15 protein-coding genes are annotated in these 14,009 nt (G+C 71.0%); 8 read left to right on the top strand and 7 right to left on the bottom strand.

Going from position 1 to position 14,009, the window contains the following annotated elements:
• Window positions 1-29: 29 nt before the first annotated feature.
• Window positions 30-599, bottom strand: coding sequence for a dienelactone hydrolase family protein (locus PX701_RS04945; protein ID WP_231430443.1), 570 nt, complete (start codon window positions 597-599; stop codon window positions 30-32).
• Window positions 600-666: 67 nt separating this feature from the next.
• Here PX701_RS04945 and PX701_RS04940 point away from each other — a divergent pair, with 67 nt between their 5' ends.
• Both PX701_RS04940 and PX701_RS04935 read left to right on the top strand, forming a co-directional pair.
• Window positions 667-1,230, top strand: coding sequence for an ArsR/SmtB family transcription factor (locus PX701_RS04940; RefSeq protein WP_275505655.1), 564 nt, complete (start codon window positions 667-669; stop codon window positions 1,228-1,230).
• An 85-nt stretch (window positions 1,231-1,315) separates the two neighbouring features.
• Complete coding sequence (locus PX701_RS04935; RefSeq protein ID WP_275505654.1) at window positions 1,316-1,951, top strand: hypothetical protein; 636 nt, start codon at window positions 1,316-1,318, stop codon at window positions 1,949-1,951.
• Between the two features lie 255 nt (window positions 1,952-2,206).
• On the opposite strand, the gene ychF is transcribed toward PX701_RS04935, so the two are convergent.
• On the bottom strand, window positions 2,207-3,280 hold the full coding sequence (gene ychF, locus PX701_RS04930; RefSeq protein WP_231430438.1) for a redox-regulated ATPase YchF: 1,074 nt from the start codon (window positions 3,278-3,280) through the stop codon (window positions 2,207-2,209).
• A gap of 108 nt (window positions 3,281-3,388) precedes the next feature.
• On the opposite strand from ychF, the gene PX701_RS04925 reads away from it, so the two are divergent.
• Together PX701_RS04925 and PX701_RS04920 are read left to right on the top strand one after the other, a co-directional pair.
• The gene (locus tag PX701_RS04925) at window positions 3,389-3,706 is read left to right on the top strand and encodes an ArsR/SmtB family transcription factor (protein ID WP_231430436.1); all 318 of its coding nucleotides are present in this window, start codon (window positions 3,389-3,391) and stop codon (window positions 3,704-3,706) included.
• Entirely contained in the window at window positions 3,703-4,182 is a 480-nt protein-coding gene (locus tag PX701_RS04920) for an SRPBCC domain-containing protein (RefSeq protein WP_275505653.1), read from the top strand. Before PX701_RS04925 ends, PX701_RS04920 begins: the two co-directional genes overlap by 4 nt.
• Before the next feature lie 51 nt (window positions 4,183-4,233).
• Here PX701_RS04920 and PX701_RS04915 read toward each other — a convergent pair whose 3' ends face one another.
• A complete protein-coding gene (locus tag PX701_RS04915) occupies window positions 4,234-4,980 on the bottom strand; it encodes a class I SAM-dependent methyltransferase (RefSeq protein WP_275505652.1) in 747 nt (248 codons plus the stop codon).
• Between the two features lie 66 nt (window positions 4,981-5,046).
• On the opposite strand from PX701_RS04915, the gene PX701_RS04910 reads away from it, so the two are divergent.
• Window positions 5,047-5,652, top strand: a complete 606-nt coding sequence (locus tag PX701_RS04910; RefSeq protein WP_275505651.1) for a 3'-5' exonuclease — start codon at window positions 5,047-5,049, stop codon at window positions 5,650-5,652.
• A gap of 102 nt (window positions 5,653-5,754) precedes the next feature.
• Window positions 5,755-7,287, top strand: coding sequence for a DNA recombination protein RmuC (locus tag PX701_RS04905; protein ID WP_275505650.1), 1,533 nt, complete (start codon window positions 5,755-5,757; stop codon window positions 7,285-7,287).
• Window positions 7,288-7,398: 111 nt separating this feature from the next.
• On the opposite strand, the gene PX701_RS04900 is transcribed toward PX701_RS04905, so the two are convergent.
• From PX701_RS04900 to PX701_RS04890, 3 genes are all read right to left on the bottom strand, one after another.
• Window positions 7,399-7,788 carry a VOC family protein gene (locus PX701_RS04900; protein ID WP_231430426.1) on the bottom strand — a complete coding sequence of 130 codons (390 nt, stop codon included), beginning with the start codon at window positions 7,786-7,788 and terminating at the stop codon, window positions 7,399-7,401.
• A 210-nt stretch (window positions 7,789-7,998) separates the two neighbouring features.
• Window positions 7,999-8,988 (bottom strand): class II fructose-bisphosphatase, encoded by a 990-nt coding sequence (glpX, locus tag PX701_RS04895; RefSeq protein ID WP_231430425.1) that lies wholly within the window; start codon window positions 8,986-8,988, stop codon window positions 7,999-8,001.
• A 143-nt stretch (window positions 8,989-9,131) separates the two neighbouring features.
• On the bottom strand, window positions 9,132-10,133 hold the full coding sequence (locus PX701_RS04890) for a fructose-bisphosphatase class II (protein ID WP_275505649.1): 1,002 nt from the start codon (window positions 10,131-10,133) through the stop codon (window positions 9,132-9,134).
• Window positions 10,134-10,250: 117 nt separating this feature from the next.
• On the opposite strand from PX701_RS04890, the gene fbaA reads away from it, so the two are divergent.
• Together fbaA and PX701_RS04880 are read left to right on the top strand one after the other, a co-directional pair.
• Window positions 10,251-11,282: a class II fructose-bisphosphate aldolase gene (gene fbaA / locus PX701_RS04885; RefSeq protein ID WP_231430422.1), complete on the top strand. Its 1,032-nt coding sequence runs from the start codon at window positions 10,251-10,253 to the stop codon at window positions 11,280-11,282.
• Between the two features lie 8 nt (window positions 11,283-11,290).
• Window positions 11,291-11,950: a DUF6264 family protein gene (locus PX701_RS04880; RefSeq protein WP_231430420.1), complete on the top strand. Its 660-nt coding sequence runs from the start codon at window positions 11,291-11,293 to the stop codon at window positions 11,948-11,950.
• Window positions 11,951-11,978: 28 nt separating this feature from the next.
• Here PX701_RS04880 and PX701_RS04875 read toward each other — a convergent pair whose 3' ends face one another.
• Complete coding sequence (locus tag PX701_RS04875; RefSeq protein WP_275505757.1) at window positions 11,979-14,003, bottom strand: ABC transporter ATP-binding protein; 2,025 nt, start codon at window positions 14,001-14,003, stop codon at window positions 11,979-11,981.
• Window positions 14,004-14,009 lie beyond the last annotated feature (6 nt).

The following is a 14,009-nucleotide window of genomic DNA, read 5'->3' as shown; positions in this document are numbered from 1 at the left end:
CATCCTCGCAGGCACCGACCGCCTCGCGGTCAGACCGCGGCGAGGAACGCCTTCACCCGCTCCAGGAGCAGGGCGGATGCCTCGGGGTCGTACGCCTCGAGCGAGGAATCGACGAACAGGTGCTCGTCACCGGGGTAGACGAACAGTTCGGCGTCGTTCGTCGAGCCGACCAGTTCGCGCGCGGCGGGCAGGTCCTCGTCGAAGAACTCGTCGCCCTCCTTGCCGTGGATCTGCACCGGCACGCCCTCGGGCCAAGCTCCCCCGAACTCCGAGACGGGGATGCAGGAGAGCATGAGGAGCGCCCCGCGGGCACCCGGCCGCGTCTGCGCGAGTCGCTGCGCGATCGTCACGCCGAAGGAGAGCCCGGCGTAGACGAGGTCGGGGCCGAGCGCCGCGGCTGCGGCGGCGCCGCGCTCGCGGATCGCGTCGAACCCGGCTTCACGCGCGAACGCGAACCCCTCCTCGATGCTGCCGAACGTGCGGCCGTCGAACAGGTCGGGCGCGTGCACGGTGTGGCCGTCGCGTCGCAGGTCGTCGGCGAAGGCCCGGACGCCGTCGGTCAGCCCCTGGATGTGGTGGTAGAGCAGCACTTCGGCCATGTCAGCGGCTTCCTTCTCCGAATGATCGACTGTTTTGGATTATTCCATGATGCTAGTCTGTTCGATCATGGCGGACAACCCTCCGGACTACGCGCTCGCCGATCGGATGGCACTGACCGATCCCGCGCAGGTGAGAGCCATCGGGCACCCGGTCCGCACCACGATCCTGCAGCTCCTCCACGAGCGGGCTGCGACGGTCAGCGAGCTCGCGGAGGCCATCGGGCGCCCCAAGAGCACGGTCGCGCATCACGTGGACGTGCTCGCCCGCAACGGCCTGCTCCAGGTGGTGCGGACGCGGAAGGTGCGGGCGATCGAGGAGCGCTTCTACGGGCGAACGGCGCGCATGTTCTACGTGGCGGCCGAGTCGTCATCCGCCGGCGGGGAGGCCTCGGGCGACTTCAACGACTTCGAGGTCGCGGCACGCGAGTCGGCGACGGCCTTCGAGCAGGGAAGGCTCTGGGGCTTCATCCGGCATGCGCGGATCTCGGAGGATCAGGCCTCCGAGTTCTGGGACCGGATGGCCGAACTGGTCGAATCGTTCGACCGGTTGCCGAGGTCGGGCGAGACCGTCTACGGGTTCACGATCGGCATCTACCCCACGTCATATCCGGCCCTGCCCACCGCGGAGTAGATACCGCGCGCCTCGACGTCGGACCGGGATCCGACGAGGCCGACATCGGCGCACCGACGCAGAGAAACGGCCCCGGCACAACCCCTTGTCCGGCGCGCGCGCCGGCTCGTTGAATGATGCTGTCGCCGAAAGGGTGGAATCACTCATGGATACGAGCATCTGGATCTGGATCGTCGTCGCGATCGTCGTGGTCGCGATCATCGTCGCCGTCGTGGTCTGGGCCACGTCGCGGCGCCGGGCCGAGGCGCGGGCGGAGGCCGATCGCCGTCGTGCGGCTGAGCTTCGGGAGAAGTCGGACGAGACGGCCCGGGACGCCCGCGAGCAGGCCGCCGCGGCCTCGCAGGCCGAGGCCGCCCGGCTCGCCGCCGAGTCGAACGCCGCCGAGGCCGAGGCATCCGCCGAGCGCGCCAGGCTGGAAGCGGATCGGCTGGCGCGCGAACGAGCCGAACGCGCGGATCGTGCGGCTCACCTCCAGGAAGAAGCGGATGAGCACGCCCGCCGTGCGGCGGACGTCGACCCCGACGTGTCGACCGAGACGACTCGCGCCCGCCATGCGAGCAGCGACGACCAGGACGGTCACGTCGGCGAGGACGAACGCGTCGCCGCGCGGGCGGCGGACGAGCGGACCGCCGTGGACGATGCGCACCCCGCGGCCACGAACGAGGCGGCTGTGGACCCCGGCCGCGATGATCCCCGGCGGGCGGACGGCACTGCCGTGTGACGCCGACCCGAGCGGCGCGTGCGAACCGTTGAGGCTACAGTCCATGCATGGAGCTGACTGACGCCGAGGTCGCCGTCGCCGCCGCCCGGGCCGGTGCGGAGGTGGTCGCGCGCACGTATGGCGACGGGTCGCGGGCTGGTCGTCTCAGCGGACCCGGAAACGCACGACCGGATGCTCGCCGTCGTCGAACCCCGTCTTCGAGCGCGGCACGGGAGCGCGTGATTCCGCCCGGCTGAGGCATCAGTCGCGGAAGACTCACACGTTGAAGCGGAACTCCACCACGTCGCCGTCCTGCATGACGTAGTCCTTGCCCTCCATGCGGGCCTTGCCCTTGGCACGGGCCTCGGCGACCGAACCGGTCTCGACGAGGTCGGCGAACGAGATGACCTCGGCCTTGATGAAGCCGCGCTCGAAGTCGGTGTGGATGACGCCGGCAGCCTGCGGGGCCTTGTCGCCCTTGTGGATCGTCCACGCGCGCGACTCCTTGGGGCCGGCGGTGAGGTAGGTCTGGAGGCCCAGCGTGTCGAAGCCGACGCGCGCGAGCTGGTCGAGGCCCGACTCGTCCTGTCCGGTCGAGGCGAGCAGCTCGGCCGCATCCGCGGGGTCGAGGTCGATGAGCTCCGACTCGATCTTCGCGTCGAGGAACACCGCCTCGGCGGGAGCGACGAGCGCCGCGAGCTCTGCCTTCTTCGCGGCATCCGTGAGCACCGCCTCGTCGACGTTGAAGACGTAGATGAAGGGCTTGGCGGTCAGCAGCCCGAGCTCCTTGATCGGGGCGATGTCGACCTTCGACGCCGAGAGCGGGGTGCCGGCCTGCAGCACCTCGAGCGCCTCCTTCGCAGCGGCGAGCACCGAGGGGTCGAGCTTCTTGCCCTTGACCTCCTTCTCATAGCGCGTGATGGCGCGCTCGAGGGTCTCGAGGTCGGCGAGGATGAGTTCGGTGTTGATGGTCTCCATGTCGGCCTTGGGGTCGACCGCGCCGTCGACGTGCACGACGTCGGAGTCGCTGAACCCGCGCACGACCTGGGCGATCGCGTCGGCCTCGCGGATGTTCGCGAGGAACTTGTTGCCGAGGCCCTCGCCCTCGGAGGCTCCGCGGACGATGCCGGCGATGTCGACGAACGACACGGCCGCGGGCAGGATGCGCTCCGAGCCGAAGATCGAGGCCAGCTGCTCGAGGCGCGGGTCGGGCAGGTTCACCACGCCGATGTTGGGCTCGATCGTCGCGAACGGGTAGTTCGCCGCGAGCACCTGGTTCTTGGTGAGGGCGTTGAAGAGGGTGGACTTGCCGACGTTGGGCAGGCCGACGATGCCGATAGTGAGAGCCACGGGGGTCTATCGTACCGGTCCGGTGATGGCGGGCCCATGAGCGCGGTGGCGCGGATGCCTCGTGCCGGCACTTGCCTCGGCATACCAGTAAGTGGTAGCTTACCGTTCGTGGAGGCTTACCAAGTGCTCGACGCGCTGGGAGACCCGACCCGGCGCCGCATCGTCGAACTGCTGGCGACCTCGGGGCCGCTCTCGGTCGGCGAGGTCGCCGCTGGACTGCCCGTGAGCCGGCCCGCCGTCTCGCAGCACCTGCGGGTGCTCGCGAGCAGCGGCCTCGTCACGCACGACGCGGTCGGCACCCGCAACATCTACCGCCTCGACGACCGCGGCGCCGAGGCCCTGCGCGGCTGGCTCGACGAGTTCTGGTCGGCCGCGCTCTCCCGCTTCGCGGAAGCCGCGGAACGCGAATCGAAGGAGTCATCGTGAACGAGGACGTCATCATGGACGACATCCCGGGCGAGCCCGCCCCTCCGGCCGACGCGATCGTGAAGACCGTGCACGTGCCGCTCGCACCCGACCGGGCGTTCGAGCTCTTCACCGCCCGCATCGCCGAGTGGTGGCCGCTCGCGACCCACTCGGCCGGCCACGAGGACGCGGTCGACCTCGCGATCGACGGCCGGGTCGGCGGGCTCATCGTCGAGACGCTGCGCGACGGCTCGACGAGCGTGTGGGGCACGATCACCGGATGGCAGCCGCCGCACGCGCTCGCCTTCACGTGGCATCCCGCCCTCGGACCCGAGGAGGCGACGCAGGTCGCCGTCGCGTTCGCGGCCGACGCGGCCGGCTGCGCCCTCACGCTCGTGCACACGGGCTGGGCGAAGCGCCGAGACGGCGACGTGCGGGACCGCTACGTCACCGGGTGGGATTTCGTGCTCGGACGGTTCGTCGCCGCTGCGGCCTGATCGCCTGCGAGCGGCGTCGGCCCCGGGGCATCCGCCGCGCAGGGATGTCGATCAGGCGAGCCGCGCCCGGAAGCAGCGCGTCAGGTACGGCACCTCGAGCTCGTCTCGGCCGACGAGATCGGGATGCCGGGCGAGCAGTTCCTCGAGCTTCGCGATCGTGTCGGCCTGCTCGGCGGCGCCGGCGGTGATGAAGGTCGAGCGCGAGCGCACGAGGTCGAGGAAGCCGTCGCGGCTCATCCGCGCCGCCCAGGCCACCGTGTGCTCCTCGATCGGGCCGAACGGTGCGCCGATGCGCACGTACTCCTCGAAGCCGGCGCTCGCGTCGTGGCGCTCCTGCATGATCTCGCCGGCCTCGCGCAGCCAGCCGACACTCGTGTCCCGGCTGTTCCAGACGAGGCCGAGCACGCCGTCCGGGCGCAGCACGCGCGCGATCTCGGGCACCGCGCGCTCGGGGATGAACCAGTGCCACGCCTGCCCGACCACGACCGCGTCGACGGCATCGTCCTCGATCGGGATGTCCTCCGCCGTGCCGAGGATGCGCGGCACCCCGGGCACGGCGATCTCGAGCTCGTCGAGCATCTCCTCCACGGGGTCGACCGCGATCACCTCGCGATCGAGTTCGACGAGCGCCTGGGTCAGCTTCCCGGTGCCCGCGCCGAGGTCGAGCACGCGCTTCGCATCGCCCACGAGCCACGCGACCGCCTCAGCGGGGTAGCCCGGCCTGGCCGCGTGATACACGGATGCCGCGGAGCCGAACGATCGCGCGGCATGCTCGTTCTCGGGGCCGAGGGGATTCATGGTCCCCATTCCATGCCCGCGGCGAGGCATCCGTCAACCGTCGGCGGGCCGTGCGACGATGCCCGCATGCCAGTGGATTTCACCGCCATCGACTTCGAGACCGCGAACTCCTCCGGCGCCTCGGCCTGTTCGGTCGGGCTGGTCAAGGTACGCGACGGGCGCGTCGTCGACCGGGCGTACTGGCTGCTGCGCCCCCCGTTCCCCCACGACGAGTTCAACGAGTGGAACGTCCGCATCCACGGCATCACGCCCGACATGGTCGCGGACGCCTCGGGCTGGGCAGCGCGCCTCGACGAGTTCCGCGAGTTCACGGGCGACGACTGGCTGGTCGCCCACAACGCGACCTTCGACATGGGCGTGATCGCGAAGACGAGCGAGGCCTTCGGCCTCGAGGCGCCCTCCCACCGCTACCTCTGCAGCCTGCAGGTCGCCCGCAAGACGTACCACCTCGACTCCTACCGCCTGCCCGTCGCGGCGATGGCCGCGGGCTTCGAGGACTTCTCGCACCACAACGCCCTCGACGACGCCGCGGCGTGCGCGGCGATCATGGCGCACGCCGCGCAGCGGCACGACGCCGACGACCTCGATGCGCTCGCGCGCATCACGGGCGTGCGCGTCGGCATGCTCGGCGCGGCGCGGCCGGCGTCCGTGCGGGCTCCGGCGGTCGAGTAGGCGCGCTGCGCCGTATCGAGACCACCGCGACCATCGGCGTCGAGACCCCGCTCCCCCGAGCGCCTCGCCCCCGATGTCGGCGGCCCCTGCGACACTCGTGGCATGGAGATCCTGCTGCTCATCATCGGCCTCGTCGTCGGCATCGCGCTCGGCGCGCTCGGCGCGTGGTTCCTCGCGCAGCGACGCGCCGCCGGGTCACCGGTCGAAGCGACGGTCGTCGAAGACCCCGCGCTCGTCGCCGCGCGGCACGAGCGCGAGCTCGTCGAGCTCCGGGCCGCGGGCGAAGCCGCGCTCGCTCGCGCCGTCGCGGCCGAGCAGCAGACCCAGGCCGAGCTGCGCGCCGACCTCGCCGCCGCGTCGGCCGCCGTCGACGGGCTGCGCGAGCAGCTCGACCAGCAGCGGGCGCAGCAGCGCGATGCGGCCGAGCAGCAGCGGGCCGACCAGGCCGAGCGGGCCGAGCGCGAGAAGCGCGAGAGCGCGGTGCTGCAGGCGCTGAGCCCCGTGCGCGAGACGCTCGCGAGCATGCAGCAGAAGGTCTCGGAGCTCGAGCAGCAGCGCAGCTCCCAATACGGCTCGCTGGCCGAGCAGCTCAAGCAGGCCCAGGCCGCCGACGAGCGGCTGCGGGCGACGACCGAGTCGCTCGCGAGCGCCCTGCGCTCCAACAGCACGCGCGGAGTCTGGGGCGAGACGCAGCTGCGCCGGGTGGTCGAGGCCGCGGGCCTGCTCGAGCACGTCGATTTCGGTGTGCAGCACTCGATCTCGACCGATGCGGGCCGTGGGCGTCCCGACATGGTCGTCTACCTCCCCGGCGGCAAGTACATCCCGCTCGACTCGAAGGTGCCGCTCGAGCACTACATCGAGGCGTCCTCGATCCCCGAGACGGCCGTGGGCGAAGAGGCGGCGCGCCGCAAGTCGCTCATCGAACGGCACGTCAAGGCGGTTCGCCTGCACATCGACGCGCTCTCGAAGAAGACGTACTGGCAGGGCTTCGACGCCTCGCCCGAGTTCGTGATCGCGTTCATCCCGAACGAGTCGCTGCTCTCCGCCGCGCTCGAGGCCGACGCCACGCTCCTCAACTACGCCTTCGAACGTCGGGTCGCCCTCGCGTCGCCCGTCAACCTGTTCGCGGTGCTCAAGACGATCGACTACGCGTGGCAGCAGCAGGCCGTCTCCGACGAAGCGAAGAAGCTGTTCGACCTCGGCAACACCCTCTACCAGCGCATCGGCGTGCTCGCCGGTCACGCCGACGGTCTGCGCAAGGCGATCGAGCGCACGGTCGACAGCTACAACAAGTTCGCGAGCTCGCTCGAGTCGAGGGTGCTCGTGACCGCACGCCAGTTCCCGGGCATCAACGAGGCGAAGCTCGTGTCCGTCGCCGAGCCGCAGTCGATCCACGAGTCGCCGCGTCGCCTCACCTCGCCCGAACTGACCGAGGGTGAGGCGGCCGTCCCCGCCCCGGTCGCCGACGACCCGATCCAGAGTGACGACCACGCGGCCCCGGTCGCCGCGAGCGAAGCGGTCGACCGCGCCACGCCGACCACCGCCTTCGACGAGGGCGACGACGCGCTGCTTCCGCTCGATGACGCCTTCGAAGGCGCCGACATCGACCCCGAGGTCCGTTCAGCCTCGAACTGACGCGGTCCGACGGCGGCGTGCGTTGCACGAGCGCGCGGTCGCCGGCGGGCATCGACCCGTCGCGCGAGCGCAGCGGCGCGAGCGCGCGCACGTAGCGCCGACGCGGGCGTCTCAGGGCTGCAGCACGCTGAGCACGTTCCCCGCGGGGTCGCGGAACCAGCAGATGTCGGGTCCCGTCCCTGCCTCGCGGCCGTGCGCGATGCCGCGCTCATCGGTTCCGTAGTCCAGGTCGCCCGCGTAGATCTTCGTCACCACACCGGCGGCGTTGAGCTCGTCGGCTGCGGCGTCGACGTCCGCGACGACGAAGTTCAGCACCGTGAAGCCGGCGGGTTCGTGATCGGGCTTGCCGTACACGAACAAGGTCTGGCCCGACGGCAGCGTCAGGCGAAGACCGCCCATGTCATCGGCGACATCGAGCCCGATCACGTCACGGTAGAAGTTCCGCGCCGCGTCGATGTCGTCGACCGCGAGTCCCGGAAACGCGTCCAGCATCTGCACCATGGCTCCCCCTCGGGTCGAGTGCACGCAGCGTGCGGACACCCCGCGCCGAGCCTCGCAGGTCCCGTGCACCGCGGCAAGGCCGTGCGGAGCGCACGATGCGCTGCGCTCCCGCGCGAACTCGTTCGGGGCGCACTCCCGCAACTCGAGAGCCCTGCCGAACTCCGACCTGCGGGAAAGCCCCCGGAGCGAGGGAACGCGCCCTGACGCGTCTCAGTCCTCGTCGAGCCACTTCGAGGCGAGGTGCTCCGCCTGGATCCGCCGCAGCGTTCCCGACTTCGAGCGCAGCACGACCGACTCGGTGACGATGTAGTCGCCCTCGCGCTTCACGCCGGCGACGAGCGCGCCGTCGGTGACGCCGGTCGCGACGAAGAAGGTGTTGTCGCCGCGCACCATGTCGTCGATCTCGAGCACCGCGTCGACGTCGAGGCCGGCGGCGATGCCCCGCTCGCGCTCGGCGTCGTCCTTCGGCGCCAGCCGGCCCTGCATGAAGCCGCCGAGCGCCTTGACGGCGCAGGCCGTCGTGATGCCCTCGGGGCTGCCGCCGATGCCGACGCACATGTCGATGCGGCTGCCGCTGCGGGCCGCGTTGATGCCGCCCGCGACGTCGCCGTCGAGGATGAGGCGGGTGCCGGCGCCCGCCGCGCGGATGTCGGCGATGAGCTGCTCGTGGCGCGGGCGGTCGAGCACCGCGACGAGGATGTCTCCGACGTCCTTGCCGAGCGCCGCGGCCAGCGCACGGATGTTGTCACCGATGGGCTTGCGGATGTCGACGACCCCGTGGCCCGCAGGCCCGGTCACGATCTTGTCCATGTAGAACACGCTCGAGGCGTCGAGCATCGTGCCACGGTCCGACACGGCGAGCACCGACAGCGCGTGCGATCGGCCCGCGGCCGTGAGCGAGGTGCCGTCGATCGGGTCGACGGCGATGTCGCAGGCCGGTCCGTTGCCCGAGCCGACGCGCTCGCCGTTGAAGAGCATCGGCGCCTCGTCCTTCTCACCCTCGCCGATCACGATGACGCCGTCGAAGTCGACGGTCGAGAGGAACGCGCGCATCGCGTCGACGGCCGCGCCGTCGGCCGCGTTCTTGTCGCCCTTGCCGATCCACGGCACCGCCCGGATCGCCGCCGCCTCAGTCGCCCGCACGAGCTCGAGCGCGAGGTTGCGATCGGGGTGGTGGAACAGGCTGGCTTCGTTGCTCATGAGCGGGGTCCTCCAGGACGCGTCTGCGCCGTGGTCGTGCCGCGGCGCGCCGATCGGCGGTGATCCCGCCGTTTCGAGCCTAACGAGCCGACCGCGCCATCCGATGAAATTCGGCGGCCCACGGCGCGCAAGTTCGACGATTCTTAACCGTCGAGCAAGTCGACCCACCCGGCCACGCGTTCGGAGGTCGACCAGCGGTGCACCCGTGCCCCACCCGGCATCGCCAGCACGCCCGGCAGCGAGACGCCGATCTCGCAGTCCGTGACCGCGGCGAGGAGCAGGTCGACGGCCTCGACCGGCGCGGCGCAGAGGACGTCGAGAGCCACGACGTCGTCGATCGGGCGGAGGCCCGCGAGGTGGGCGAGCACGCCGACCCGCTCGCGCTCCGACTGCGGCGCGAACCGGGCCAGCATCGAACCGCCGAGTGCACGTGCGCCGGTCGCCACGATGACGCCCTCGGGCGCCCCGCCGATGCCGACCACCGCGTCGAGGCCGGCGATTCCACCCTGTTCGCCGTCGGTGCGCGATGCGGACGACCGGCCGTGCAGCGCCCGGAGGCTCAGCTCGACGTCGCCGTGCTCGAACAGCTCGACCCGACCGCCCGCTGCTTCGACCGCCTCGGCGTACGGCCGATTGCGAGGTCGATCCTGCACGGCGACCAGCACCTCGTCCGGCGCGACACCGCGCCGCGCCGCGGCGGCGGTCACGACCCGCACGACCGCGCCCGCGATGCCTCCCTCCGAGGCATCCGGCGCCGTGATGCCGGGCACCCACGTGACGAGCTTCTCGAGGTAGTGCGCCGGCCCGAGATCGAACAGTCCGCCGCGCGGTGCCACCGCGATGACCGCCATCGCACCGGGGCGTCCGGCGGCGGCGAGCCGGGTGCCGTCGACCGGATCGACGGCGAGGTCGATCGCCGGGTCGCCCGGCCGTGCACGACCGAACCGCTCCCCCAGGTGCAGCATCGGCGCACCGTCCTTCTCCCCCTCGCCGACGACGACCCTCCCGTCGAACGGCACGTCGGCGAGCGCGGCGCGCATCGCGGCGACCGCCGCGGCGTCGACCGCGTGGCCGTCGCCGGAGCCGATGAGGGGCAGGCAGGCGGCGGCGGCCCGCGCGACGGCGGGCACGAGCGACGAAGTCATGAGCCCATCCTGCCCGCCGTTCATCGTCCGCCGCGCGCCGCAGGTCATCAACATCTGAGCCTTGCTCGCGAGTCGTTAGACTCGTGCCGAACCCACTGTCGTCATCGAAGGAGCACCATGCCCATCGCCACCCCCGAGCAGTACGCCGAGATGCTGGACACCGCGAAGGCCAAGGGCTTCGCGTTCCCCGCCTTCAACGTCTCGAGCTCGCAGACCCTGAACGCGGTGCTCCAGGGCCTCACCGAGGCGGGTTCGGACGGCATCATCCAGGTCACGACGGGCGGCGCCGACTACTTCGCCGGCCACACCGTGAAGGCCCGGGCGACGGGCGCCCTCGCCTTCGCGCGCTTCGCGCACGAGGTCGCGAAGTCGTACCCCGTCACCGTGGCCCTCCACACCGACCACTGCCCGAAGCCGGCGCTCGCCGACTTCGTCTTCCCGCTCATCGAGGCCTCCGAGGCCGAGGTGAAGGCGGGTCGCAACCCCATCTTCCAGTCGCACATGTGGGACGGCTCGGCCGTGCCGCTCACCGAGAACCTCGACATCGCGAAGGAGATCCTCCCCCGCATGAAGGCGATCAACGCGATCCTCGAAGTCGAGATCGGCGTCGTCGGCGGCGAGGAGGACGGCGTCAAGCACGAGGGCTCCAACGAGGCGCTCTACACGACCCTCGAGGACGCGATCGCGACGGTCGAGGCGCTCGGCCTCGGCGAGCAGGGCCGCTACATGGCCGCCCTCACCTTCGGCAACGTGCACGGCGTCTACGCACCGGGCAACGTGAAGCTGCGTCCTGCGCTCCTCAAGGAGATCCAGGACGGCCTCGCCGCCAAGTACGGCACCGGTGAGAAGCCGCTCGACCTCGTCTTCCACGGCGGTTCGGGCTCGACCGACGCCGAGATCGCCGAAGCCGTTGCGAACGGCGTCGTGAAGATGAACATCGACACCGACACGCAGTACGCGTTCACGCGTTCGATCGCCGGCTACATGTTCCAGAACTACGACGGCGTGCTGAAGGTCGACGGTTCGGTCGGCAACAAGAAGCAGTACGACCCGCGGGCGTGGGGCAAGGTCGCCGAGTCGGCGATGGCCGTGCGCGTGGGTGAGTCGACCCGTCAGCTCGGGTCCGCCGGCCAGTCGATCACCGCGTAGGGCACCGGATGACTCCCGACGAGGCCGCTCGTACGCCCGACGACGCCGTGGCCGGTGCCGCTGCCCCGCAGCCGCCGGTCACGCCGTCCGCCGACGAGCGGCCTCGTCCGAGATACGGCGAGTACGCCCCGGAGGGGTGGACCTGGCAGCCGCCCGCCGACCCCCACTCGGCCGGCACGAACCACGCGCCCGACGCTGCCGGCCCGGCAGCCGGTTCGGCACGCTCCGCCGGCGCCCCCGTCCCGGCGTACGCCCGGCCCGGCGCGGTCGCCCGGCCGACCGACCGCGCCTGGACGGTCGCGCTCCTCGTCTTCGGCGCGATGGGCGCCGTCTACAACGTGCTCTCGCTCGTCTCCCTGCCGTCGAGCATGCTCCAGTCGCTGCAACTGACGGCCTCGATGCTCGGCACCACGCCGCCGACCGAGTTCAACGCCGGGCCCGTGACGCCCATCGCGATCGCCGTCGGCGTGATCGCGCAGCTCGCACTCTGGTTCGGGGCACTCGTCTGGTCGCGCGCACGCATGCGGGCCGGCACCAGCTCGTGGTGGATCCCGCTGCTCGCCGGCGTCGTCGCGTTCATCGTCGTGATGATCGTGACCTACGTGGTGGCGTTCAGCGATCCGGCCTTCGCCGAGTTCTTCCTGACGATTCCGACGGCGACCCCCTGACGGGCGCCGCGGCGTATCCGCCCCTCCCCTACCCGAGCGCCTCGATCGCGCCCGTCTCAGGTTCGGCGGTCGCCGACTCCACCGCCTCCGCGTCGCGCTCGTCCTCGCGGGCCGTCTCCTCCTCGCCGTCGACCGGCGCCGCGAACTGGGCCTGGTAGAGCCGCGCGTACGCACCGCCCGCGGCGAGCAGACCCGAGTGCGTGCCCTGCTCGACGATGCGGCCCGACTCCATCACGAGGATCAGGTCGGCGTCGCGGATCGTCGACAGCCGGTGCGCGATCACGAACGACGTGCGGTCGGCGCGCAGCGCGTTCATCGCGTGCTGCAGCAGCAGCTCGGTACGGGTGTCGACCGAGCTCGTCGCCTCGTCGAGGATCAGCACGGCCGGCTGCGCGAGGAACGCACGCGCGATCGTGACGAGCTGACGCTCGCCCGCCGAGAGGTTGGAGGCCTCGTCGTCGAGCACGGTGTCGTACCCGTCGGGCAGCGTGCGCACGAATCGGTCGACGTAGGTCGCGCGGGCGGCCTCGAGGATCTCCTCCTCCGAGGCATCCGGCCGGCCGTAGGCGATGTTCTCGCGGATGGTGCCCGAGAACAGCCACGTGTCCTGCAGCACCATGCCCATGCGCCCGCGCAGCTCGTCGCGCGTCATGCGCGTGATGTCGACGCCGTCGAGCGTGATTCGCCCGGCGTCGAGCTCGTAGAACCGCATGATGAGGTTCACGAGCGTCGTCTTGCCGGCGCCGGTCGGCCCGACGATCGCGATCGACTGCCCGGGCTCTGCGGTCAGCGAGAGGTGCTCGATGAGCGGCTTCCCGGGGTCGTAGCTGAACGACACGTCCTCGAACACCAGGCGACCGGACGCCTCGCCGGGCGCGGCTGCCTCGGGCACCTCGGGCTCTTCGGGGTCGGCCACCTGCTCGTCGGCGTCGAGCAGCTCGAACACGCGCTCGGCGCTTGCGACGCCCGACTGCAGCAGGTTCGCCATGGAGCCGAGCTGGCTGAGTGGCTGCGTGAACTGGCGCGAGTACTGGATGAACGCCTGCACGTCGCCGAGCGAGATCGAGCCGCCGGCGACCATGAGCCCGCCGACGACGGCGATCGCGACGTAGACGAGGTTGCCGACGAACATCATGGCGGGCATGATGATGCCGCTCACGAACTGGGCGCCGAAGCTCGCCGTGTAGAGCTCCTCGTTCTTCTCGTCGAACGACTGCTCGACCTCGTGGCGCCGCCCGAAGACGCGCACGAGGGCGTGGCCCGAGTAGGCCTCCTCGATGCGGGCGTTGAGCGTGCCCGTGTGCGTCCACTGGGCGATGAACTGCTTCTGCGACCGCTTCGCGATGATCGTCGTGATGAGCAGGGTCAACGGGATCGTCACGAGCGCGATCACCGCGAGCAGCGGCGAGATGACGAACATCATGACGAGCACGCCGACGACCGTGAGGAGCGACGTGAGCAGCTGGCTCATCGTCTGCTGCAGGGTCTGCGAGATGTTGTCGATGTCGTTCGTCACCCGCGAGAGCAGTTCGCCGCGCTGCATCTTGTCGAAGTACGACAGCGGAAGCCGGTGGATCTTCTCCTCGACCTCGCGGCGCAGCCGGTAGACCGTGCGCTGCGTCACGCCGTTCAGCACATACGCCTGCGCCCAGCCGAACAGCGAGGCGAGCACGTAGAGCAGCAGCACGAGTCCGAGCACCGCGGCGAGCGCGGCGAAGTCGATGCCCTGCCCCGGCACGATGTTCTGCATCGACGCGATCATGTCGGCCTGCTGGGTGTCGCCCGAGGCGCGCAACTGGTCGACGACCTGCTGCTGGGTGACTCCCGCGGGCATCTGCAGCGAGACGAACCCCTCGAAGATGATGTTCGTCGCCTGGCCGAGGATCTTCGGGCCCAGCACGCTGAACACGACGCTCACGACGCCGAGCAGGATGACGAACACGACGAGTGCACGCTCCGGCTTCAGCCGCCCGATGAGCCGCTTCGCGCTCGGGCCGAAGTTCATCGACTTCTCGGCGGGCATGCCCATGCCCGCCATCGGGCCGCCGCCCATCGGCCC

The organism is Agromyces chromiiresistens, from assembly GCF_029167465.1.
Classification (GTDB): Bacteria; Actinomycetota; Actinomycetes; order Actinomycetales; family Microbacteriaceae; genus Agromyces; species Agromyces chromiiresistens.
The sequence above is the reverse complement of the archived record's forward strand: the minus strand, read 5'-3'. Positions and strand labels throughout refer to the sequence as shown.

What these genes read in the sequence shown, in the direction of transcription:
- PX701_RS04945 (WP_231430443.1), bottom strand. Translation starts at nt 599, where the DNA reads ATGGCCGAAGTGCTGCTCTACCACCACATCCAGGGGCTGACCGACGGC.
- PX701_RS04940 (WP_275505655.1), top strand. Translation starts at nt 667, where the DNA reads ATGGCGGACAACCCTCCGGACTACGCGCTCGCCGATCGGATGGCACTG.
- PX701_RS04915 (WP_275505652.1), bottom strand. Translation starts at nt 4,980, where the DNA reads ATGAATCCCCTCGGCCCCGAGAACGAGCATGCCGCGCGATCGTTCGGC.
- PX701_RS04910 (WP_275505651.1), top strand. Translation starts at nt 5,047, where the DNA reads ATGCCAGTGGATTTCACCGCCATCGACTTCGAGACCGCGAACTCCTCC.
- PX701_RS04905 (WP_275505650.1), top strand. Translation starts at nt 5,755, where the DNA reads ATGGAGATCCTGCTGCTCATCATCGGCCTCGTCGTCGGCATCGCGCTC.
- PX701_RS04900 (WP_231430426.1), bottom strand. Translation starts at nt 7,788, where the DNA reads ATGGTGCAGATGCTGGACGCGTTTCCGGGACTCGCGGTCGACGACATC.
- glpX (WP_231430425.1), bottom strand. Translation starts at nt 8,988, where the DNA reads ATGAGCAACGAAGCCAGCCTGTTCCACCACCCCGATCGCAACCTCGCG.
- PX701_RS04890 (WP_275505649.1), bottom strand. Translation starts at nt 10,133, where the DNA reads ATGACTTCGTCGCTCGTGCCCGCCGTCGCGCGGGCCGCCGCCGCCTGC.
- fbaA (WP_231430422.1), top strand. Translation starts at nt 10,251, where the DNA reads ATGCCCATCGCCACCCCCGAGCAGTACGCCGAGATGCTGGACACCGCG.
- PX701_RS04880 (WP_231430420.1), top strand. Translation starts at nt 11,291, where the DNA reads ATGACTCCCGACGAGGCCGCTCGTACGCCCGACGACGCCGTGGCCGGT.
- PX701_RS04875 (WP_275505757.1), bottom strand. Translation starts at nt 14,003, where the DNA reads ATGGGCGGCGGCCCGATGGCGGGCATGGGCATGCCCGCCGAGAAGTCG.